Annotated in this window: 19 protein-coding genes and 1 pseudogene; 9 read left to right on the top strand and 11 right to left on the bottom strand. The window is 62.4% G+C overall.

Going from position 1 to position 21,999, the window contains the following annotated elements; all coding sequences use genetic code 11:
• Positions 1-110 precede the first annotated feature (110 nt).
• The 4 genes from AC0L37_RS17970 to irrA all read right to left on the bottom strand — a co-directional run bounded on the left by AC0L37_RS17970 (position 111) and on the right by irrA (position 3,623).
• On the bottom strand, positions 111-1,007 hold the full coding sequence (locus AC0L37_RS17970) for a ribokinase (RefSeq protein WP_269371825.1): 897 nt from the start codon (positions 1,005-1,007) through the stop codon (positions 111-113).
• The gene (locus tag AC0L37_RS17965; RefSeq protein ID WP_282222441.1) at positions 1,004-1,540 is read right to left on the bottom strand and encodes a DUF1697 domain-containing protein; all 537 of its coding nucleotides are present in this window, start codon (positions 1,538-1,540) and stop codon (positions 1,004-1,006) included. Before AC0L37_RS17965 ends, AC0L37_RS17970 begins: the two co-directional genes overlap by 4 nt.
• A complete protein-coding gene (locus AC0L37_RS17960) occupies positions 1,537-3,009 on the bottom strand; it encodes an arylamine N-acetyltransferase (RefSeq protein WP_348984718.1) in 1,473 nt (490 codons plus the stop codon). Before AC0L37_RS17960 ends, AC0L37_RS17965 begins: the two co-directional genes overlap by 4 nt.
• Positions 3,010-3,176: 167 nt before the next feature.
• A complete protein-coding gene (gene irrA / locus AC0L37_RS17955) occupies positions 3,177-3,623 on the bottom strand; it encodes an iron response transcriptional regulator IrrA (protein ID WP_212660170.1) in 447 nt (148 codons plus the stop codon).
• A 189-nt stretch (positions 3,624-3,812) separates the two neighbouring features.
• On the opposite strand from irrA, the gene fabA reads away from it, so the two are divergent.
• From fabA to AC0L37_RS17940, 3 genes are all read left to right on the top strand, one after another.
• Complete coding sequence (gene fabA / locus AC0L37_RS17950; protein ID WP_212660171.1) at positions 3,813-4,343, top strand: 3-hydroxyacyl-[acyl-carrier-protein] dehydratase FabA; 531 nt, start codon at positions 3,813-3,815, stop codon at positions 4,341-4,343.
• A gap of 75 nt (positions 4,344-4,418) precedes the next feature.
• Positions 4,419-5,645, top strand: a complete 1,227-nt coding sequence (gene fabB, locus AC0L37_RS17945) for a beta-ketoacyl-ACP synthase I (RefSeq protein WP_212660172.1) — start codon at positions 4,419-4,421, stop codon at positions 5,643-5,645.
• Between the two features lie 173 nt (positions 5,646-5,818).
• The gene (locus tag AC0L37_RS17940) at positions 5,819-7,015 is read left to right on the top strand and encodes a GAF domain-containing sensor histidine kinase (protein WP_212660173.1); all 1,197 of its coding nucleotides are present in this window, start codon (positions 5,819-5,821) and stop codon (positions 7,013-7,015) included.
• A gap of 6 nt (positions 7,016-7,021) precedes the next feature.
• Here the strand turns inward: AC0L37_RS17940 and AC0L37_RS17935 are convergent, their stop codons facing one another.
• From AC0L37_RS17935 to ubiE, 5 genes are read right to left on the bottom strand one after another with little or no spacing between them, the layout of a single operon-like run.
• Positions 7,022-7,744, bottom strand: a complete 723-nt coding sequence (locus AC0L37_RS17935; RefSeq protein ID WP_473313632.1) for a HesA/MoeB/ThiF family protein — start codon at positions 7,742-7,744, stop codon at positions 7,022-7,024.
• A complete protein-coding gene (locus AC0L37_RS17930) occupies positions 7,734-8,489 on the bottom strand; it encodes a DUF2259 domain-containing protein (RefSeq protein WP_212660175.1) in 756 nt (251 codons plus the stop codon). The genes AC0L37_RS17935 and AC0L37_RS17930 overlap by 11 nt, the downstream gene beginning before the upstream one ends.
• The gene (gene dut, locus AC0L37_RS17925; RefSeq protein WP_282222443.1) at positions 8,434-8,904 is read right to left on the bottom strand and encodes a dUTP diphosphatase; all 471 of its coding nucleotides are present in this window, start codon (positions 8,902-8,904) and stop codon (positions 8,434-8,436) included. The genes AC0L37_RS17930 and dut overlap by 56 nt, the downstream gene beginning before the upstream one ends.
• A gap of 59 nt (positions 8,905-8,963) precedes the next feature.
• Positions 8,964-10,523 (bottom strand): 2-polyprenylphenol 6-hydroxylase, encoded by a 1,560-nt coding sequence (ubiB, locus tag AC0L37_RS17920; RefSeq protein WP_282222444.1) that lies wholly within the window; start codon positions 10,521-10,523, stop codon positions 8,964-8,966.
• A 3-nt stretch (positions 10,524-10,526) separates the two neighbouring features.
• A complete protein-coding gene (gene ubiE / locus AC0L37_RS17915) occupies positions 10,527-11,291 on the bottom strand; it encodes a bifunctional demethylmenaquinone methyltransferase/2-methoxy-6-polyprenyl-1,4-benzoquinol methylase UbiE (protein WP_212660177.1) in 765 nt (254 codons plus the stop codon).
• Positions 11,292-11,389: 98 nt separating this feature from the next.
• Here ubiE and mutM point away from each other — a divergent pair, with 98 nt between their 5' ends.
• From mutM to dnaA, 3 genes are all read left to right on the top strand, one after another.
• Entirely contained in the window at positions 11,390-12,277 is an 888-nt protein-coding gene (mutM, locus tag AC0L37_RS17910) for a bifunctional DNA-formamidopyrimidine glycosylase/DNA-(apurinic or apyrimidinic site) lyase (RefSeq protein ID WP_282222445.1), read from the top strand.
• Positions 12,278-12,431: 154 nt separating this feature from the next.
• On the top strand, positions 12,432-12,698 hold the full coding sequence (gene rpsT / locus AC0L37_RS17905) for a 30S ribosomal protein S20 (RefSeq protein WP_212660179.1): 267 nt from the start codon (positions 12,432-12,434) through the stop codon (positions 12,696-12,698).
• 905 nt (positions 12,699-13,603) lie between these two features.
• Positions 13,604-15,058, top strand: coding sequence for a chromosomal replication initiator protein DnaA (dnaA, locus tag AC0L37_RS17900; RefSeq protein WP_212660180.1), 1,455 nt, complete (start codon positions 13,604-13,606; stop codon positions 15,056-15,058).
• Positions 15,059-15,150: 92 nt separating this feature from the next.
• Here dnaA and AC0L37_RS17895 read toward each other — a convergent pair whose 3' ends face one another.
• A complete protein-coding gene (locus AC0L37_RS17895) occupies positions 15,151-16,128 on the bottom strand; it encodes an aldo/keto reductase (RefSeq protein WP_473313621.1) in 978 nt (325 codons plus the stop codon).
• Positions 16,128-16,994, bottom strand: a complete 867-nt coding sequence (locus tag AC0L37_RS17890) for an SDR family NAD(P)-dependent oxidoreductase (RefSeq protein WP_282222447.1) — start codon at positions 16,992-16,994, stop codon at positions 16,128-16,130. The genes AC0L37_RS17895 and AC0L37_RS17890 overlap by 1 nt, the downstream gene beginning before the upstream one ends.
• A 202-nt stretch (positions 16,995-17,196) precedes the next feature.
• On the opposite strand from AC0L37_RS17890, the gene dnaN reads away from it, so the two are divergent.
• The 3 genes and pseudogenes from dnaN to gyrB all read left to right on the top strand — a co-directional run bounded on the left by dnaN (position 17,197) and on the right by gyrB (position 21,999).
• On the top strand, positions 17,197-18,318 hold the full coding sequence (gene dnaN, locus AC0L37_RS17885; protein WP_212660183.1) for a DNA polymerase III subunit beta: 1,122 nt from the start codon (positions 17,197-17,199) through the stop codon (positions 18,316-18,318).
• A 13-nt stretch (positions 18,319-18,331) separates the two neighbouring features.
• A pseudogene (gene recF, locus AC0L37_RS17880) lies at positions 18,332-19,439 on the top strand (DNA replication/repair protein RecF).
• Between the two features lie 103 nt (positions 19,440-19,542).
• Complete coding sequence (gene gyrB, locus AC0L37_RS17875; RefSeq protein ID WP_212660184.1) at positions 19,543-21,999, top strand: DNA topoisomerase (ATP-hydrolyzing) subunit B; 2,457 nt, start codon at positions 19,543-19,545, stop codon at positions 21,997-21,999.

Below are 21,999 nucleotides of genomic sequence, written 5' to 3'. Positions count from 1 at the left end.
TAAACGCCATCAAAGGGTCCGACCTGCCCTATCCATTTCGACCATATATCCTCATCGGCGTCCGCTTTCGCGCGCTCGTGCCGCAAAGCCCGGCCAGTTGAAGATCGCCCCTATTGCGCCAGTGCGGCATCCACTTCGGCTGCGAGCGGAATGGCGGGCTGGGCGCCCGGTTTGAGACAGGCGAGGCTGCCCGCTGCCGCCGCGCGGCGCAGGGCGGTGGGCAGGTCCAGCCCGGCATGCAGGCCCGCGCCCAGATAGCCGCAAAACGTGTCGCCGGCACCCACTGTGTCGATTGGCTTGATCGGCAGGGCCGCGATATCCAGCATCTGGCCATCGGCAATGGCCTTCACCCCGGCGCCGCCCAGGGTCACGACCAGGGTCTGCTTGTGTTTGGCATGCCAGTCGGCCATGGCGCCCTCAAGTTCGCTTTCCGGCCGACCGGTGAGCAGCGCGAACTCGGTCTCATTGGCCACCAGAATATCGGCCAAAGGCGCCAGCGCGGGCGTGTCGTCCAGAAACGGGGCTGTATTGAGCACGCTGGTGACGCCCTTTTCGCGCGCCAGCTCCAGCGCCCTTCGGGTCGCCGCCTGCGGGACTTCCTGCTGCACCAGCAGCAGATCGTCCTCATCCATGCCGGCCAGCGCCTCTTCGGCATCGGCGGTGGTGATGGTGCCATTGGCACCGGGCAACACGGCGATGACGTTTTCGCCCGCCGCGTCGACAAAGATCATGGCAATGCCGGTTGCCGTATCGGCCCGGCGCACGGCTTCGAGATCAACCCCGGCCGCTTCCAGCAGGGCCAGCGCCGGTGCTGCAAAGCTGTCATCGCCCACTGCCGAGACATGGCGCACCTGTGCCCCGGCGCGGCGCGCAGCCAGCGCCTGGTTGGCGCCCTTGCCGCCCGCGGCCATGGAGAACACGCCACCCGCCACCGTCTCGCCCGGCTGCGGCAGGCGCGGCACGGTGCCGATCTGGTCCAGATTGGTCGAGCCGAACACGGTGATCATTTGAGAGCCTTTTCGATAGTGTTCCAGTTGCGGGCCGTCATCAGCCGACCCTTGCCCAGCTGTTGCTCGATCTGCTTGCCCAGATCGTCCATGCCTTCGGTATAGCGCCCATTGGGCTGACGATAGCCTGCCAGATAGATTTCCCGCACGTCGATCCGCACCACCTCGGTATGGCCGGGGCGATCATTGAGCGCCAGACCGGCGGGCAGGGGGGTGTCAAACAGCATCACATGCCGCGTCAGATCCGCCTGGGGGTCGAGCTGGCCAAATGGCGCATTGGCCAGCATGGTGGCGATCTCGGACTCACTGCGCAATACCACGCCAACCTGGAAACCGAACGTCTTGGCGATGACCGCTTCCATGCGCGCCTGCAGATTGCTGTCGTCATCGGTCTCGAAACCGACATTGCCGCTGGCCACGATGGTTCTGATGTCCCGCAGCCCGATGCCGCTCAGACAGGTTTTCAGATCGGCCATCTTGATCTGGCGCTTGCCCAGATTGATGCCGCGCAGAAAGGCGAAATGGCGGCTCATGGCTTGGCCTTTTGCGGGTGAAAGGTCTCGCCACGCGCCAGCATCTCGACCAGAGCGGTGATCTTGCGGGTGCGGGCGACAGCGGTTTTCAGATTGATGACACGATAGGTCAGTGCAAAGCGGTTCTGCGCGGTCAGCACGCCATAGGTGGCCGCGGCCGCGGGATTGGTCGCAATCGCGGCCAGCAGGTCCTCGGGCGGGTCCATGGTGGTGGAATAGGCCGCATCCCAGCGGCCATCGGCCTTGGCAGCGTCGACATGCGCCAGGCCGTGATCGGTCATCTGCCCGTTGGCGATCAGCCGCGCGACATTGTCGCGATTGATCTGGCTCCAGGCGCTCCTGGGCTTGCGCGGACAATAGCGCTGCACAAACGAGACATCGTCCCAGGACTTCTTGATCGCGTCGATCCAGCCCCAGCACAGCACCACATCAATGGCCTGCACCGCCGTAATGGTCGGCACGCCGCTGGCCTTCTTGAAAATCCTGATCCAGAGTTCGTCAGCACTGTCGTGATGGACAGCCAGCCAGTCGTAAAATGCCGCCTGGCTCTCAAAGCTGCGGACCTTGTCCGGGTCGACCTGGACCGGCGCCATGCCTAGTTCTCCGCCACCTCGGGGCCCATATCGTCCGCGGGGGCGGCGCTTGGGGGCAATGCCCGCTTCAGCCAGCATCGCCGCCAGCTTTGGGTCGAGCAGATCGGCAGGCGGCAAGGCCATGCCAAAGCTGGTGGTCAGCACCTCGCGCATTTCCGCCACGCTGGACAGTTGCTGGCTCACCGGCTCGCTGCCTTCGACATAGGTGGTCAGGCGATTGTTCTTCAGCGTCAGCCGCTTGCCGCTGGGCGCCAGCGCCACGCGCAGCTCGCTGCGCATGGGCGAGGCCGGATCATTGGCGAGGAAGCGATTGGCCTCCTCGAAATCGGCCATGGTCTTTTCGCTGGTCTCAAAGGCATAGAGTGGCCTCCACGCCTCGCCCATCTTGGCCTCCAGCAACCACTCCGGATCGCCCCCGCTCAGCCGGAAGCTTTCATGCGGGGTGGTCTGCTCGGTATCGGCCTTGAGCTTGAGCGGGGCCGTCATGGTCAGCCCGCCAAAGCCGACATCGGCAATATAGGTGGAGCTGTTGATGTCCACGGCCAGCAGCATGTGGTGGGACTGGGTAGTGTCCGGATCGTTCCACAGCACGCGCGCAGTCAGGCCGCGCACATTGAAATCGAGATCCTTCAGCATCGCCATGAGCAGCAGATTGTGCTCGTAGCAATAGCCACCACGCCGCTCGGTGAGCAGCTTGGACTGCAGACTGGCCAGATCGAGTTTGACCGGCAGGCCCAGCAGGGGATTGAGGTTTTCAAAAGCGATGGCTGCCGGGTGCAGCGCATGCAGTAATTCGAGAGTCGCCAAGGTCGGGGCGATGGATCCGGCAAAGCCGATTCGCTCGAAATATGCGTTGAGATTGACCTTTTGGCTCATCGGCCACCCTTGTCGCTGTTGTCACACAGGCCGCAATATGGGTGATCAGATGGCCACTGTCACCGTGGCCGATTTGCAATTTCGTTGATCGAAGGGGCTGGACAGCAGCCAATTCCCTTCTAAGGCGCGCTGGCGAAGGCGAGTGAAAAACGCTTTTGCGCGTCCGATCAGGCCTGCGCCTTGCGCACCCGGATCACCACGTCGACATGGCTGACTTCCATGCCCTTGGGGGCCTGGGGCAGCTTCATGAACTCCACCGAGGCGGCCGGAATGTCGATCATCCGCTGCTCGTCTTCCACGTAGAAATGGTGGTGATCGGAGGTGTCGGTATCGAAATAGGAGCGCGAGGCATCCACGGCCACTTCGCGCAACAGGCCCGCTTCATGGAACTGATGCAGCGTGTTGTAGATTGTGGCGAGTGAAACATTGACCCGCGCATCACCTGCCTCGCCGTGCAATTGCTCGGCGCTGACATGGCGGTGGGGGCCACCGAACAGCAATTCGGCCAGCGCCACGCGCTGCCGGGTCGGACGAAGACCGGCCATGCGCAGCACAGCCGTAAGACACGGTTTGCGCGACGGAAGCGACCGGGCGGTCTGGGTACGATCAGTCATAGGGTCCTTGAGGTCTCTGAAGGGCCGGAAGATACTGGAGTTGTTATAACTATCACACCAAGTTCACACAAGCGCAGCGGCGCCGCACGCTGAACGGTGGTAAACCGGGCCATGCGGCAAGGGCGTTGACTTGACCCTCTGAGCGCACCCCTATACGAGACGAACAAAAGGTTAACCGGGGTTGGATGCATGGCCGAACGGCAGAGCGCATTTGGGTATCAAGAGCTGTTGGCGCATGGTCGGGGCGAACTGCCGGGCCAGGGAGACGCACGTCTGCCCGCGCCACCCATGCTGATGTTTGATCGCATCACATCGATTTCCGAGGATGGCGGCGAGTTTGGCAAGGGCCAGGTACGCGCCGAACTCGACGTCAATCCTGACCTGTGGTTCTTCCAGTGCCACTTCATCGGCGACCCGGTCATGCCCGGCTGCCTGGGTCTGGACGCCATCTGGCAGATGACCGGCTTCTTCCTCAGCTGGATCGGCCAGCCCGGTCGCGGTCGCGCGTTGGGCGGCGAAATCAAGTTTACCGGCCAGGTCACCAATGACGTCAAGCTGGTCGAATACGGCATTGACCTCAAGCGCGTGATGAAGGGTCGTCTGACGCTGGGCATCGCCGATGGCTGGGTCAAGGCCGATGGCAAGGTGATCTACGAAGCCAAGGATCTGCGCGTGGGCCTGTTTACCGACGCCCAGATGCAGGCTGAACAGGGCGCCTGAGGCGCCCCGATACCGACGTAATTCACGACCAAGAACGCCTCAAGCAAGGGCGTCACCAGACTTAGCGAGGACACGATGAGACGAGTTGTCGTAACCGGCATGGGTATCATTTCCTCAATCGGCAATTCGCTGGACGAGGTTACGGCCAGCCTGCGCGCGGCCAAGCCGGGCATTGTCTTTGCCGAAGACTATGCCGAGCTGGGCTTCCGCAGTCAGGTCAAGGGCGACCCGCGTCTGGATCCGTTTGAACTGCTCGACCGGCGCGTCACCCGCTTCATGGGCAAGGGCGCGGCCTGGAACTATCTGGCCATGCAGCAGGCCATTGCCGATGCCGGGCTAGAAGAAAGCGACATTTCCAATCCCATGACCGGTATCGTCATGGGCTCGGGCGGCGCCTCTACCCGCACCATTGTCGATGCCGCCGATATCACCCGCAAGAATTCCAGTCCCAAGCGCATCGGGCCACTCGCGGTGCCCAAGGCTATGGGCTCGACCGCCTCGGCCACGCTGGCGACGGCCTTTGGCATCAAGGGCGTCAACTACACCATCACCGCGGCCTGCGCGACGTCCAAGCATTGCATCGGCAATGGCATGGAACAGATCATGCTGGGCAAGCAGGACATCGTGTTTGCCGGTGGCCACGAAGACCTCGACTGGACCCTGTCGAACCTGTTCGACGCCATGGGGGCCATGAGCTCGATCTATAACGCCAATCCCGAAAAGGCCTCGCGCTGCTACGATGTGGACCGCGACGGTTTCGTGATTTCCGGCGGTGCCGGCGTGCTGGTGCTTGAGGAATACGAACACGCCAAGGCGCGCGGCGCCAAGATCTGGGCCGAGCTGGTGGGCTATGGCGCCACTTCCGACGGCGTCGACATGGTTGCCCCATCGGGCGAAGGCGCGGCGCGCTGCATGGAAATGGCGCTGAAAAACGTTGGCCCCAAGGTCGACTATATCAACCCGCATGCTACCTCGACCCCGGTGGGCGATCTCAAGGAGATCGAGGCCATCCGCGCCGTGTTTGGCAATGAAACCAGGTGCCCGCCCATCTCGGCAACCAAGTCGCTGACCGGGCACAGCCAGGGCGCCACCGGCGTGCATGAGGCGATCTATTCGATCCTGATGATGAAGAACCGCTTCATCGCCGCCAGCGCCAATATCGACCACCTCGATCCCGCTTTCGAGGACATGCCGATCATCCAGCAGCGCCGCGATGACGTCGATCTGGGCGTGGTACTGTCCAATTCCTTCGGCTTTGGTGGCACCAATGCCGCCCTGGTCTTCAAACACCCCGACGCCTGATCAGGGGCCGCCCGGGCACCTCAATCCCGCCATTCTAGCTGATCCACCCGCGTCGTTTTCAACGTTGCGGGTGGTTTAGCCATTGCGTGTTGCTGCCAGTGTGACGAATATAGTTACCAGGGCGGGGGCCCGGCGTGTCCAGACTCAGCTGCACCAAGCATACGAAAGCGCCTATGAGCGACGTACACGATTTTCAGACAGATATTGACGCCGTCCGGCGCATTCCCGCCATCCCGTCCATCCTCAACGTCGTCTGCGAGGCCACCGGCATGGGCTTTGCCGCCGTGGCGCGTGTCACCGAGGATCGCTGGATCACCTGCGAAGTGCTCGACAATGTCCATTTCGGTCTGACACCGGGCGATGAGCTGAATGTGGAAACCACGCTGTGCCATCAGGTGCGCGCCAGCCGGCAGGAAGTGGTCATCGATCATGTCAGCGAAGACGCTGACTATTGCGATCATCACACCCCGCGCCTGTATGGGCTGCAAAGCTATATCTCGGTGCCTATCACCCTGGTGGACGGCTCGTTTTTCGGCACGCTCTGCGCCATTGACAGCAATCCGGCCAAGCTGAAAAACCCCGCTACTATCGGCATGTTCCGTCTGTTTGCCGAGCTGATCGCCCATCATCTGGACAGCGATCAGCAGCTCAATGAGAGCCGCGCCGCGCTGGCCGAGGAACGCATGACAACCGAGCTGCGCGAGCAGTTTGTAGCCATTCTGGGCCATGATCTGCGCAATCCGCTCAGCGCGCTGGAGGCAGGCACGCGCAGCCTTCTCAAATCGCCGCTCGATGAACGCTCCACCCAGATTGTCGGTCTGATGCGCAAGAGCGTCAGCCGCATGGGGGCGCTGGTCGAGGATATGCTCGATCTCGCCCGGGGGCGGCTGGGTGGCGGCATTCAGCTGCAGACGGCAACCGACGAGGCTCTGCATGAAGTGGTGGCCCAGGTCGTCGATGAATTGCGCAGCGCCCATCCCGAGCGCCAGATCGTCACCGCGCTCGGTGATGTCGGCAAGCTCTCCTATGACCGCATCCGCATGGAGCAGCTGGTGTCCAACCTGCTGGGCAATGCACTGACCCATGGCGCCGTGGATCAGCCGATCACCGTCACCACCCGCCTCATCGACAACCAGCTCGAAATGGCGGTCGCCAATGGTGGCGAGGCCATTCCGCCGCATCTGCTCGATAATCTGTTCAAGCCGTTCTTCCGGGCGCAGGCACAGCCCGGCCAGCAGGGTCTGGGCCTGGGGCTCTATATCGCCAGCCAGATTGCCAAGGCCCATGGCGGCACACTCGGCGTCACCTCTGACGACGACCAGACCCGTTTCGTCTTCCACATGCCGATCGGGCCTCTGGTTCAGGCCTGAGCGGGACTAGAAGGAAAATTCGGCAAACCGGGCGCCCTGGCTGTCATAGGTCAGCACACGGCCAATCAGCGGCTCGCCAATGCCGGTAATCAGCTTGATCGCTTCCATGGCCATCAGTGTGCCGATCACCCCGGTCAGCGGCCCCAATATGCCGGTGGCTTCGCAGCTGGGCAGATCATCATCGCTGGCGCCATCGGGATAAAGCTCGGCAAACTCGGGCCCGTCGGGGGCAAACACCGTCACCTGACCATCAAACATCGAGACCGCGCCCGATACCAGTGGTCGCCCCAGCATCGCAGCAGCATCGGCGACGGCGCGCCGGGTCACCAGATTGTCGGTGCCGTCGAGCACCAGATCATAATCGCCAAGCACGCTCGCGGCATTGGCCGCCGTCACCGCCTGTTCGTGCAGTACGATCTGCACCTCGGGATTAAGCGCCTGCGCAAAGCTCTGTGCGCTCTTGGCCTTGCCTGCGCCCACCCCGGCAGTGGTGTGGATCATCTGCCGTTGCAGATTGGAAAGCGAGACGCTGTCATGATCGGCAATGCCCAGCGTACCCACGCCAGCCCCGGCCAGATAGGCGATGGCCGGACTGCCCAGCCCGCCGGCACCCACCACCAGAACCCGCGCCGCCTTGAGCGCCTGCTGCCCGCGCCCGCCCATGCCCTTGAGCACCAGATGGCGCGCATAGCGCCGCGTTTCGGCTGAAGAGAGGCGATCAGAGGCCAAGCGGCACAACGATGAAGCGCCGGTCCGGCCCTTCAAAGCCATAGGTATAGACCGAGATGATCGCCACGGCGTGGCTGAGCGGGTCACTGTCGAAAGGGGCCACCACGCCAAACAGCCGATAGTCGACCGGGCAGCCGCGCGAGCGCGGCAGATTGGTGTCGCGATGGACTTCACGCGCGCCCTCACTATCGCTCATGCCCAGCGCAAATCCTTGTGGAGCGGACCCGAACCATTCAAGGCACGGTGTGGCCGCGGGTGTGCCGAAAACGCTCAGCTCCAGCCCATAGTCGCCGATCACCTCGCCCGCGTTAAAGCCGGGCCGGCCAAAATTGAGTGTCTGCCCATCATTGCGGGGCACGCCATCGCCGATCATGGCGATGAACTGGGCCGGCACTTCGATATTGAGCGTGGCCATATTATTGGCCGCCTCATCCTGCGCCTGCGCGCGGATTTCGGTGAGCGGGATGGTGTCCTCTCCGGCCTGCACCCGGATCGGGGTGCCCACCACCCAGGCGTCCTCGACCAGATCGATCACAAACACATTGGAATAGGCAAAGCCCGAGCCGTCCTGAATGCCGAACTCTTCAAAGGCCAGATAGCTGCCATCCGGGGAGTAGCCGATCAGATCGATCTGCGCCCGGTCCCCCGCCAGGGCAGGGGACGCCATCAGCGACAGGGCGAGCCCGATGCTAGCCCAGAGAACGCCCAGTCGAGCCAAACCCGTTGGCGCCGCGTTCCGTGTCATCAAGGCTCTCCTCAATTGAAAATTCAGCGCGGCTCACCGGAGCCACCACCATCTGGGCGATGCGGTCGCCACGCCGCACCACGAAATCGTCCGCGCCCAGATTGATCAGCGGCACCATGACCTCGCCGCGGTAATCGGCATCAATGGTCCCCGGCGCGTTGAGCACGGTGACCCCGTATTTGACGGCGAGGCCCGAACGGGGCCGCACCTGCGCTTCGTGCCCCGGCGGCAGCGCCATGGCAAAGCCACAGGGCACCACGGCGCGCGCGCCCGGCGCCAGCACCATATCGCTATCCTGTGACAGGGCCGCAACCAGATCCATACCCGCAGCGCCGGCGGTCTGCTGGGCCGGCACCGGCAGGCCCAGGCCATGCTCAAGCCAGCGCAATGGTATGGAGATCGGACTGGCAGACATGGAAACTCTCGTCTCGAATAGGGGCAATCTACGACCATGCCCGTTTGGGCACAAGTGAACTACCAGCCAGAAAAAACCGTTATGCGCCAAAGCAATGCGAGCAGCGTGACCCCCGCTATGCCCATCAGACCCAGCATCATGACGCGCATCAGCCCGTCATTGTGGCGGTGCTTGTTGGCGTGATAATCGGCCAGCGCCAGTTCGGCCTGCGCCAGAATCACCGGCACGCGGCCGGCAGCCTCCGCCATGACCTTGAGATGTTCGCCCAGCGTTTCGATCTGGCCGATCGGCCCGGCTTCCTTGCGCAGCCAGTCACCCACCACAGGCTCGGCTACGGTCCAGATATCAAGATGGGGATCGAGCGCCCGCGCCACGCCTTCCACCAGCACCATTGACTTTTGCAGCAGCACCAGCTCGGGCCGGGTCTGCATGTCAAACAGATCGGTAATGGCAAACAGCTGCCCCAATACGCGCGCCATGGAAATGTCCGAGGCGGTGCGGCCATGCAGCGGCTCGCCGATCGAGCGGATCGCCAGCGCGAAATCATCGACCGACTGGTCCTTGGGCACATAGCCGATCTCGAAATGACGTTCTGCCACCATGCGGTAATCGCGGGTGATGAAGCCATACAGGATATCGGCCAGGAAACGCCGTTCCTTGCGGTTGATCCGCCCCATAATGCCGAAATCGACCGCGATCACGTCGCCGGTGCGTGGATCGGCAAACAGATTGCCCGGATGCATGTCGGCATGGAAAAAGCCGTCGCGAATGGCGTGGCGCAAAAAGCTCTGTAACAGATTGGACGCCAGTGCCTTGCGATCCACCCCCGCCGCATCAAGCGCGGCATGATCGCGGATCGGAATGCCATCGACCCAGCTGGTAGTCAGCACATTTTGCGCCACGTGATCCCAGCTGACCGAGGGAATGACAAAGCCTGTATCATCCTTGATGTTTTCGGCCATTTCCGAGATGGCCGCCGCCTCGAGCCGCAGGTCCAGCTCGAGCTGGGCCGAGCGATCCAGCGTCTGCACCACCTCGATTGGCCGCAACCGCTTGGTCGATGCCGACAGGCGGTCGGCCAGCCGGGCCGCGACGTAAAAGCTCTCAATATCGCTCATGAACCGCGCCGCAACGCCCGGGCGCAGGATCTTGACCGCAACCGTCTTGGGCAGCCCGTCGGCCGGCCTGAGCTTGGCCTGATGCACCTGGGCGATCGAGGCGGCGGCAATCGGCGCGCTCAATTCGGTCAGCTCGACCGCCTTGTCGTCCAGCGCTTGTTTGAGAATGGCCGGAACCAGTGCCGGATCGAACGGATCCATGCGGTCCTGCAGCCCCGCCAGATCATTGGCAATACCGGCGCCCACCACATCGGGGCGGGTGGCCAGGGTCTGCCCGAACTTGACATAGGTCGGCCCCAGCTTGTTGAGCGCCTTGTTCAGCCGCTCGACGCGACCGGTCTTGCGCACGCTGGGACGCTCGATCAGCCGGCCCAGCCACAGCCCGGCGCGCAGCGGCGCCAGCGCCGGTGGCAGATCCTTGGCCGAGATCATCGACAGGGCGCCCTCGCGGGCCAGAACATAACCAGCGCGCAGCAGGCGGAAATAGGCGGACAGGATCATGCGCTAGAGCTTCCAGCCGGAAAACAGCGTGGCGATATTGCCCGTGAAGGGGGTCGCCTTGGCGCGCTTGAAGCCCGCCTCGGTCAGCATGGACTGGAACAGTGCCGGATTGGGGAATTTGCGGATCGATTCCACCAGATACTGATAAGGCTGCGCATCGCCGGTAACGAGCTTGCCCATGGGCGGGATGACATTGTCCGAAAACGCCTTGTAGACCGCGTCCAGTCCCGGCACGTCGACCTGGCTGAATTCGAGCACCAGAATGCGTCCGCCGCGCTTGAGTACGCGATGGGCTTCGTTCAGGGCCTTCTGGATGCGCGGCACATTGCGGATGCCAAAGGCGATCGTATAGCCATCAAAGCTGTTGTCCTCGAAAGGCAGCTCTTCGGCATTGGCCTGCACAAAGCTGGCCTGGGCCGGATAGCGCCAGGATTTGGCACGTTCCGCGCCCACCCGCAGCATGTCCGAATTGATGTCGGAGACCACCACTTCGGCATAGCCCACAGAGGCATTGATGATGCGCTCGGCAATGTCACCCGTGCCGCCCGCCATATCGAGCACGCGATAGGGCCGCGAACCCGCTTTGGGCGGCGCCAGATCGGCCACCATGGCATCCTTCCAGATGCGGTGAATGCCGCCACTCATCAGATCGTTCATCAGGTCGTAGCGGTCCGCCACGCCGTGGAAGACCTGGTTGACCATGCCCTGCTTGTCGTCCAACGCGACGGTCTGTTCGCCGAAATGGGTGGTCTCGCGCGCCTCGGTCATGGCCATGCTCTTAATCTGTAATGATGTTGGCGCGCACCATATAGAAGCGCTATGGGCTTTGCCAATCGCGCAAAGCCGCGCAGGTAAAGAGGATACCAATGCCCGAACTGCCCGAGGTCGAAACGGTACGCCGAGGCCTGCAGCCCTGGCTTGAAGGTGCCCGCATTGATCACGTCACGCTCAATCGTCCCAATCTGCGCTTTCCCTTTCCCCGGAACCTGGCGCAAGGGCTCGAGGGCAGCGCGATTGTTTCGGTCGGCCGACGCGCCAAATATCTGCTGATCACCTTGTCCAATGGCAAGACCATACTCAGCCATCTGGGCATGACCGGCTCCTGGCGCTTTGCCGAACACGGCATCGACAAGCCGCCGCGCTATTATGAGACAGCCACGCCACCCAGGCATGATCATCTGGTGCTCGATCTCGATCACCCCGAACATGGCAAGAGCCATCTGATCTATGCCGATCCGCGCCGCTTCGGCTTTGTCGATCTCTATGATGACATCGCCACCAGCCCCTATCTGGCGGGGCTCGGCCCCGAGCCGCTGGGCAATGACTTCAATGCGGCGGCCATGGCCGAAAAATTCGCCGGCAAGAAAACCCCGATCAAGGCGGCCCTGCTCGATCAGCGTGTGGTTGCCGGACTGGGCAATATCTATGTCGCCGAGGCCCTGCACCGCGCCCATATCCTGCCCACTGTGCTGGCCGGCACGCTGGTGACCGCCAAGGGCAAGCCCAAGCCGGCGCTCGAGGATCTGGCCGGTGCGGTGCGCACCGTGCTGCTGGAGGCCATCGCCTCGGGCGGCTCCACGCTGCGCGACTTCCGCAATGCCGAAGGGGGCAATGGCTACTTCCAGCACAATTTCGCCGTCTATGACCGCGAAGGTGATGCTTGCGCCACCCCGGGCTGTGCCGGCATTGTGCAGCGCATTGTCCAGTCGGGCCGCTCCACTTTCTTTTGTCCGATGTGCCAGAAGAAACCCTGACCTGCACGGGGCTGAATCCAGTTGACGCTCGCCCCTGCTTCCCCTATAGACCGCCCAACTTGGCGGCTATCGATATGCCGCCGATTTCATTTTTCATCCCGGACGCATGCGACCTCGTGGCGCGATCGGCCGGTTGGACGCCAAGAGGACCATTATGGCCAATACGCCTTCAGCCAAAAAGGCTACCCGCAAGATTGAAGCCCGCACCGCGGTCAACAAGGCACGTCGCTCGCGCGTTCGTACCTTCATCCGCAAGGTTGAAGAAGCCATCACCGCTGGCGACCACAAGCAGGCCATGGAAGCTCTCGCAGTAGCAGCTCCCGAGATCGCCCGCGCATCGTCCAAGGGCATTGTTCATGCCAATCTGGCCGCTCGCAAGGTCAGCCGCCTGAACCACCGTGTTAAGGCGCTCAGCGCTTAATTTGGAACGACCCGGGCGCCCATAGCGGCTGCCGACAAAATTGACTGAAAGGGGCTCCGTAAGGGGCCCCTTTCGTTTGTATGGTAGATGAGCATGGTATTCCGTTTCGACACGCATGTGTCATCGGCGTGACACCGGGGTCGCGCCGAGCTAGCATAACCAGCAGCCATTATTTGTTGAGGAATCATAAGGATTTGGCGGAATGGGCGCCATTCATGAAAATGTCATCAGGGCTGCCCTTCCGTAAAAACATGGGCCCTCGGGAAATAAAATTTTACCTTGTTTGAGAGCCCTCCAACGGGAATCTGCGTTGAGTCACAGCGCCTTGCTCAAATGGGGTCCACAGAGGCCCTCGGGACCCGAAAATACAACCTCAGAGTCAAGCCCCCATTTTGATGATTCCACGGTTGCGAGCCCAAAACCGTCCCTCTAAAGTAATCTCGTCAGCTTGAGAGAGGACGCCGTCAATGAGCGTCTGACAGAGCTGATGGGGTCATATTTCGGGGCGTTGTTTTAGTAAATTACGGCGATGGCCGAGATGTTCATACGGTGAAGGTTGTGTTGGCAGCTTGAGTGGCTGGCGGTCTGATCTGACCGGACTAGAATTGTAAAACCATCGACCGGTATCGGTCAGGTTCATAACAGTCGAATAGACACCACACCGCTGGGTCAAGCCAGCGGACAATAAAAGTGTGTCCGCATGAGCGGGCGCAGGGGCGAAGCCTTGGCTGTGTGGGCAACACAGAACAGCCAGGGCACAAACAAAAACCGATCGGACTTTGCGGACCGATCGGCCAGATATGGGGCTTACTTGAATGATACGACAGGCGACCGCTAGCAGGGAGGATTGGGTTCAAACCGATGCCCCAACGACAAGCACGATCAACAAAGGCGAAACACCTGTCATGACTGACTCCGATTCCGGCCAAGCCCAGCGCGAACTCTGGAACCGTGTCCGCGCTCGCATCAAGACCGCTGTCGGCAATGACGTCTTCACATCCTGGTTTGCGAGCCTGGAGCTTGAAGAGATCGTCGACGATGTGGTGCATCTGTCCGCCCCCACACGCTTTTTGTGTTCATGGGTGCAGTCCAATTATGCCGAGCGCATTCTGGAGGCTTTCCGTCAGGACGTTGCCGAGATCGGCCGCATCCAGGTGACGCTGCGCGTCAATGGCCAAGCCCGTCCACGCTTTGCCCCTGTCGCTGCCGAGCCCAGCACCAATGAAGCACCGGCACCGCAAGCCGCACCGACCCTGGCCCCGGTCTCCACCATTGCCCGCTTCCCCCGTGAATCCACGGCCGCCAAGGGCGACGCCCTGTCCGGCAGTGCCATTGATCCACGCATGACCTTTGACAGCTTCGTGGCTGGTGAAGCCAATGAGATGGCCTTTGGCGTGGCCAAGCAGATCGCCAATGCGGCTGCCAACAACGCAGTGACCTTCAACCCGGTCTATATTCATTCCACCGTCGGTCTGGGCAAGTCCCACCTGCTCAACGCCATTGCGCACGCCGTGCAGCAGGCCGACAGCAGCAAGAACATCGTCTATCTGACTGCCGACCACTTCATGTACCATTTCATCACCGCCGTGCAGCGCCAGTCCGCGCTCGGCTTCAAGGAATGGCTCCGCCGCGTCGACCTGCTGCTGATCGACGACATGCAGTTCCTGCAGGGCAAGTCGGCTACCGAATTCGGCCACACGCTGGGCACGCTGCTCACCGGCGCCAAGCAGGTTGTTGTGGCAGGCGATGCGCCGCCACGCGATCTTGAAATGCTCGATGAGCGCGTGCGCTCGCGTCTGTCGGGTGGTCTGGTCGTGCCGATCTCGGGCTTTGATCTCGAACTGCGCCGCGCCATCGTGCAGCGCCGGGCCGATCAGTCGACCGCCCGCTATGGCATGCACTTCCCCGCGCCGGTCATCGATTACATCTCGCGTGCCGTCATCAGCCATGGCCGCGACCTTGATGGCGCCGTCAACCGTCTGGTGGCCGCCAACCAGCTGACTGGTGAATTGATCACCGTGCCACTGGCCGAAAAGACCCTGGGCGATCTGATCCGCAACCGCGAAGCCCGCCGCGTCCGCATTGAGGACATTCTGCGTATCGTCTCGCGCCACTACAAGGTGCCGCGCAACGAGCTGCTCTCGGCCCGCCGCTCGCGCGATGTGGTGCGCCCGCGCCAGATCGCCATGTTCCTGGCCAAGGCGCTGACCTCGCGTTCGCTGCCCGAAATCGGTCGGCGCTTCGGTGGCCGTGACCACACCACTGTGCTCCATTCGGTGCGCAAGGTTGAATCCATGATCAAGGATGATGTGGAACTGGGTCAGGAAATCGAACTGCTCAAGCGCATGCTCGAGGAATAGCCCAAAGCGGGCAGTGCGCCCGCCTGTGTGACAATGCAAAAGACCCCGTGCAGCTGCACGGGGTCTTTGTGTCTGGGCGCATTGTGTGTGGCTCAGTCGGCTGCCAGCTGTTTGGCTATCTCGGCCATCACTTCGGGCGGCAGCGGGCCTTTTTCGAGCGCTCCGATATTGTCGCGCACCTGCGCCTCATTGCGGAAGCCGGGGACCGGCAGCGCGATGGGCGAGGCGGCCAGAATCCAGCCCAGCGCGCCCTGCGGCAGGGTGCGCCCCCCGCTCTGCAGCAGATCACGAATGTCGGCCAGCCGGTTCAGATAGTCCGCACTGGGTTTGCCATCCTTGAAAAAGCGCAGCCAGTCATGGCTTTGCGCGCGCACATCATCGCTGTTGAGCTGGGCATCGGGCAGGTATTTGCCGGTGAGCAGCCCCATGGCCAGCGGTAGCCGGCTGATCGAGATCAGTCCGCGATCCTGGGCAAAGCCCATCAGATCCGCCGCCGGGGTGAATACGTTGTAGTCGTTCTCGAACGCCACGAAATGCGGATAGTCGGCGCCCGCGCGGGCCTGCGGCATGAAATCGGTGCTCCAGCCATAGGCGCCGATCTTGTTCTCGCCCACCATCGCTTCAAGCGTATCAAACACCTGCGGCGCCAGGGCGGGGTCCATGTCATTGACATGGAGCAGCACCAGATCAAGGCAATCGCGCTTGAGCCGTGACCGGCTGCCATCGACAATGCCGCGAATGCCCTCAGGCGTGACATTCACCGCGCCCTTGAGATTGGCCTCGAAATCCACCTCCACCCCGAACTTGGTGATGATGATGGCGTCGTCGTGATGAGAAATTTCCTCGCCCACCAGCATTTCGGAATGCCCCGCGCCATAGGCCGCGGCGGTATCGAACACCCGGGCGCCCATTTCGTAGCCCGCCCGCAGGGCTGCGCGCGACTGGGCATCATCGGCCTTGCCATAGGAGGTTGACGGCCCCTCATTGGCTGTGGTGCCGCCAATGGCCCAGCAACCCAGCCCCACCCGTGGCACGGTGCGGCCATTCCACAATTTGATCTGAGTGCTCATCACGCGTCTCCATCCTTGGTGGACCCGGGCAGGTCCTGCTTCATGAAATCGGCAAAGGCCTGGCTGTAATCGGGGTGCCAGCGCGACAGCGCCGGGCGGTTCTCGATAATGTCCATGGCGTTCCACAGGATGCGCTTGTGATCAGTCGCATTGGGTGTTTCCTCGTCCGGGCACAGAATGAAGAAATGATCGGCCCGCACTTCGCTTTCCATGTGGTCCACCACCTGTTCGGGCAGCCAGGCGCCGGGGCGATGGACGGCATCGCCCGTTGTGGTCCAGCCCGGGATCAGCAGATGGGCACTGATCGCACAACCCTCGCGCTCGCGCAGATCGCGGGCCAGGTTCTGGCTATAGGCGTTCACGGCCGCTTTTGAGGTGTTGTAGGCCGGATTGCCCGGCGGATTGGTCAGCCCCTGCTTGGAGCCGGTATTGATGATCACTGCCGGCCGGCCTGCATCCAGCATGGCAGGCAGAAACGCCTGCACCCCGTTGACCGGGCCCAGCACATTGACCGCGAACACGCGCTGCCAATTGGCATTGTCGTCCAGAATGCCGCCCGGGCCACCGCCGACAAAGGCGGCTGCATTGTTCATCAGCAGGGTCGGGCTGCCCAGCTTGGCGTTGACCTGCTGCGCCAGCGCCAGCATGGCGGCGGGGTCGCTGACATCAAGGCGCTCGACCACCAGATTGTCGTGACCGACAATACCCGCCAGTTCGGCGCCCATATCGGCCAGCTTGGCTGCGTTGATATCCACCAGCGTGATTTTCATGCCTGCTGCGGCAGCGCGTCGCGCCGCTGCCCGGCCAATACCGCTGGCGCCACCGGTGATCACCGCCACGCCATCAGCTACAAAACACTCGGCCATTGGGGCCTCCTCTCGTTTTTAGGAGCCGAGCCTAGACCTATTCGCCCTGTTATGCAGCCCGCTGCACTGCGCGCATTTGCTGGGTGCAAAACGCTGGCTGCCCTTGCGTTTTGGTCACCAAATTGTAAATGTCCAAACCCCGGCTCGCCGGGGGTTTTTGGGCTGCATGTGAGCAGCTGCGTAGTGCCAGGGAAGTTGCCGAATGAAAGTCACGCTCGAACGCAATCATCTGCTCAAGTCGTTGAGCCATGTGCACCGCGTTGTGGAGCGCCGCAACACCTATCCGATTCTGGCCAACGTGCTGTTCAAGGCCAGCGATGACAAGGTTGAGCTGCGCGCCACCGACCTTGATATCGAAGTCACCGAATCCGTGCCCGCCATGGTGTCCACGCCCGGCACCACCACCGTGCCGGCGCACACGCTGTATGAAATCGTCCGCAAGCTGGCTGACGGCGCCGAGGTGCGGCTCGAGACCGATGGCGGCGAGAATATGGTTCTCACCTCCGGTCGCTCGCGCTTCAACTTGGCCTGCCTGTCGCCCGACAGCTTCCCCGATCTCAAGTCGGGTGCCTTTGGTCACGAATTCTCCATGCCGGTAACCGCGCTGCGCGAATTGATCGAGCGCACCCAGTTCGCCATTTCCAATGAAGAGACGCGCTACTATCTCAACGGCATCTATTTCCACACCATCGATATCTCCGGCACGGGCACTGTGCTGCGCGCCGTGGCCACCGATGGTCACCGCATGGCGCGCGCCGAAATCGAAGCGCCTGCCGGCGCCAATGGCATGCCCGGCATCATCGTGCCCAAAAAGACCGTTGGCGAAGTCCAGAAGCTGCTCGATGGCGCCGAGGGCGACGTGGCGGTGGAAGTCTCCGACACCAAGATCCGCTTTACCGTGGGCTCGGTCGTGCTGCTCTCCAAGCTGATCGAGGGCACTTTCCCCGATTACGATCGGGTGACACCCAAGAACAACGACAAGCAGATGAATGTCGATCGCGCCAGCTTTGCCACGGCGGTTGATCGCGTCTCCACCATTGCCTCCGAGCGCGGCGGCAAGGCCGTCAAGCTGCAGGCCAGGGATGGTCTGCTCGAGCTGTCGGTGACCAATCCCGATCACGGCACGGCCAGTGAAGAGCTGGCGGTCGAATTCGAGACCGACGGTTTCGAGATCGGCTTCAATGCCCGCTACCTGCTCGACATTATCGGCCAGATCCGCTCTGACAGCGCCATCTTCATGTTCAACGATGCGGGCTCGCCCACTCTCGTCAAGGATGAAGGTGAAACCCGCGCGCTCTACGTGCTGATGCCGATGCGCGTTTGAGGTCGACGTCACGATCCGACATCTCTCCCGGCTTCGCCTGACCGCTTTCCGCAATTACGCGGCGGCAGCGCTTGATCTCGATTCCCGTCACGTTGTGCTGACCGGCTCCAATGGGGCCGGCAAGACCAATCTGCTCGAGGCAGTGTCACTGCTTTCCCCCGGTCGCGGTTTGCGCCGCGCCGCCTTCGAGACCGTGCAGTCGCAGGGCTCCGATATTGGCTGGGCCGTCGCCGCCACGGTCGAAACCGATGATGGCCCCGCCGATATCGGCACCGGCGCCACCCCGATGGGGGGCGGCGCGTGCGCATCAATGGCGCCAATGCCCGCTCCGTCGAGGCCATGAGCGATTATCTGCGCGTGCTCTGGCTCACCCCGGCCATGGATGGCCTGTTCTCGGGCCCCGCCAGCGATCGGCGCCGGTTTCTCGACCGCCTGGTGACCACGCTGATCCCCAGCCATTCCGCCTCGGTCAATGATTACGACAAGGCCATGCGCCAGCGGAACCGCTTGCTTGAGGATGGCGGCGACACCGCCTGGCTGGGCGCCATTGAGGCGCAGATGGCTGAGCTGGGTGCCTCCATCCATCTGGCGCGAACCGATAGCCTGAGCCACCTGCAGACCCTGATTGGCCAGAGCCTGGATGATGCCAGCTTCCCCGCCGCCCATCTGGCGCTGACGCCGCTGTTCGAAGATGGCGTCGAGCCCGCAGCCTCGGCGGCGCTCGAAGCCAGCCTGGTCGATATCTGGCGCCAGGGCCGGGGCGTGATCGCGCCGCTGGACGAACCCTGGCGGGCCCACACCGTGTCGATCTCGAGGTTACCTATGCCCAAAAGGGCATACCGGCCGCGCTGGGCTCCACTGGGGAGCAGAAGGCGCTGCTGATCGGCCTGATCCTGGCCCATGCCCGGCTGGTCAAGCTGCGCACCGCCATCACGCCCTTTCTGCTGCTCGACGAGATCGCCGCCCATCTTGATCCTGACCGGCGCCGGGCGTTGTTTTCCGCGCTCGACGGGCTCGGTACGCAGTGCTTTTTGACCGGGACGGACCGCCTGCTGTTCGAGGCATTGGGCGATCGCGCCCAGACCATTACCGTGCGTGAGGGACGCCTGCAGCACGACTAGGGTAAAACCCCCCGCTTTCGCCCCGAAAACGGCCATTTTGCTTGGGGATACACCCCCGTTCGGCTAGAACAAATGCACTCTGAAAACGACTGATTCGGACCCCATGACCGATAGCCAAACTCCCGTTCCCGAAGAATACGGCGCCGACAGCATCAAGGTGCTCAAAGGCCTCGATGCGGTACGCAAGCGCCCCGGCATGTATATCGGTGATACCGATGACGGCTCAGGCCTGCATCACATGGTCTATGAGGTGGTCGACAATGCCATCGACGAGGCACTGGCCGGCCATGCCGATCTGGTGACCGTCACCCTCAATGCCGATGGCTCGGTCACCGTGATCGACAATGGTCGCGGCATCCCCACCGACATCCACAAGGAAGAGGGCGTCTCTGCGGCCGAGGTCATCATGACCCAGCTCCATGCTGGCGGTAAGTTCGACCAGAATTCCTATAAGGTCTCTGGTGGTCTGCACGGCGTGGGCGTCTCGGTGGTCAATGCCCTGTCGGCTTGGCTGCGACTGGACATCCGCCGCGACGGCAAGATTTTCGAGATGAGCTTCAGCCACGGCGTTGCCGATGCCCCGCTCAAGCAGACCGGCACCTATGTGCCCAACAAGACCCCGGGCACCTATGAAGGCCGCAGCGGTAGCGCGATCTCCTTCTTCCCCTCGGCCGAAACCTTCACCATGGTGGAGTTCGACTTCAAGACACTTGAGCATCGCCTGCGCGAACTCGCCTTCCTCAATTCGGGCGTCCGCATTCTGCTCAACGACAACCGGCACCCCGAAACGGTCAATGTCGAATTGTTCTACGAGGGTGGCCTGGAAGCCTTTGTCAGCTATCTCGACAAGTCCAAGGCAGCCGTGATCGATCGCCCGATCACCATGATCAGCGAGAAGGACGGCATTACCGTCGAAGTCGCGCTGCAGTGGAACGACAGCTACCACGAGAACGTGCTGTGCTTCACCAACAACATCCCCCAGCGCGACGGCGGCACCCATCTGGCCGGTCTGCGCGGCGCCCTGACCCGTCAGGTCACCGGCTATGCCGAAACCTCGGGTATTGCCAAAAAGGAAAAGGTCTCGCTGACCGGCGACGACACGCGTGAAGGCCTCACCTGCGTGCTCTCGGTCAAGGTGCCTGATCCCAAGTTCTCCTCCCAGACCAAGGACAAGCTGGTCTCCTCCGAAGTGCGCCCCGTTGTCGAGAACATCGTCAACGAGAAGCTCGGTCAGTGGTTTGAGGAACACCCCAACGAAGCCCGGATCATCGTGGGCAAGGTGGCTGAAGCCGCTGCTGCCCGCGAAGCCGCCCGCAAGGCGCGCGAACTGACCCGCCGCAAGGGCGCGCTGGAAATCTCCTCGCTGCCCGGCAAGCTTGCCGATTGCCAGGAACGCGATCCGGCCAAGTCCGAAATCTTCATCGTCGAGGGCGACTCCGCTGGCGGTTCGGCCAAGCAGGGCCGCGACCGCTCCAATCAGGCCGTGCTGCCGCTGCGCGGCAAGATCCTCAATGTCGAGCGTGCCCGTTTTGACCGCATGATCAGCTCCGATCAGGTCGGCACGCTGATCACCGCGCTGGGCACCGGCATTGGCCGCGAAGAGTTCAACGCCGACAAGCTGCGCTACCACAAGATCATCATCATGACCGATGCTGACGTGGACGGCGCCCATATCCGCACCCTGCTGCTGACCTTCTTCTACCGTCAGACGCCCGAGCTGATCGAGCGCGGCCACATCTACATCGCCCAGCCGCCGCTCTACAAAGCCACCCGTGGCCGCGCTGAGCAATATCTCAAGGACGAGCGGGCGCTCGAAGACTATCTGCTCGATTACGGCCTGGATGAAGCCGTGTTCAAGACCCAGAACGGCTCCGAACATGCCGGCGCCGATCTGATGAGTATCCTTCAGCAGGCCCGCGACATCGTCAAAGCCATCGATAACCTCAATACCCGCTACAATCGCAGCCTGGTCGAACAGGCCGCCATTGTCGGCGGTCTTGATCCCGAAGGGCTGAGCGATCCAAGCCGCATCAGCAAGACCATGGACCGCGTGGCGGCCCGTCTGGACCGGATTTCCGATGAGCTGGAGCGTGGCTGGTCGGGCAATATCACCGACGAGGAAGGTCTTGAATTCTCCCGCACCGTGCGCGGCGTGACCGAGACCCACCAGCTTGACCGGGCGCTGCTGCTCAGCGCCGATGCGCGCAAACTGCGCCAGCTGGCTGACCGTCTCGACGAAATCTACGGCGGCGTGCCAACCCTGACCCGCAAGGGCGGCGAAGTGACCCCGATCTTCGGGCCAGCCTCACTGTTCAAGACGGTCACCGATGCTGGCCGCAAGGGCGTCTCGCTACAGCGCTACAAGGGTCTGGGTGAAATGAATGCGTCCCAGCTCTGGGAAACCACGCTCGATCCCAATGCACGCACCCTGCTCAAGGTCGAGGTCGACCAGACCGACGAGGCCGACGAGATCTTTACCGCCCTGATGGGCGATCTGGTCGAGCCACGCCGCGAATTCATCCAGGACAACGCCCTCAGCGTGTCCAATCTGGACGTCTGA

The organism is Devosia sp. J2-20 (genome assembly GCF_055808475.1).
Note: the sequence above shows the minus strand (reverse complement) of the source record. Positions and strands in the feature narration are given on the sequence as shown.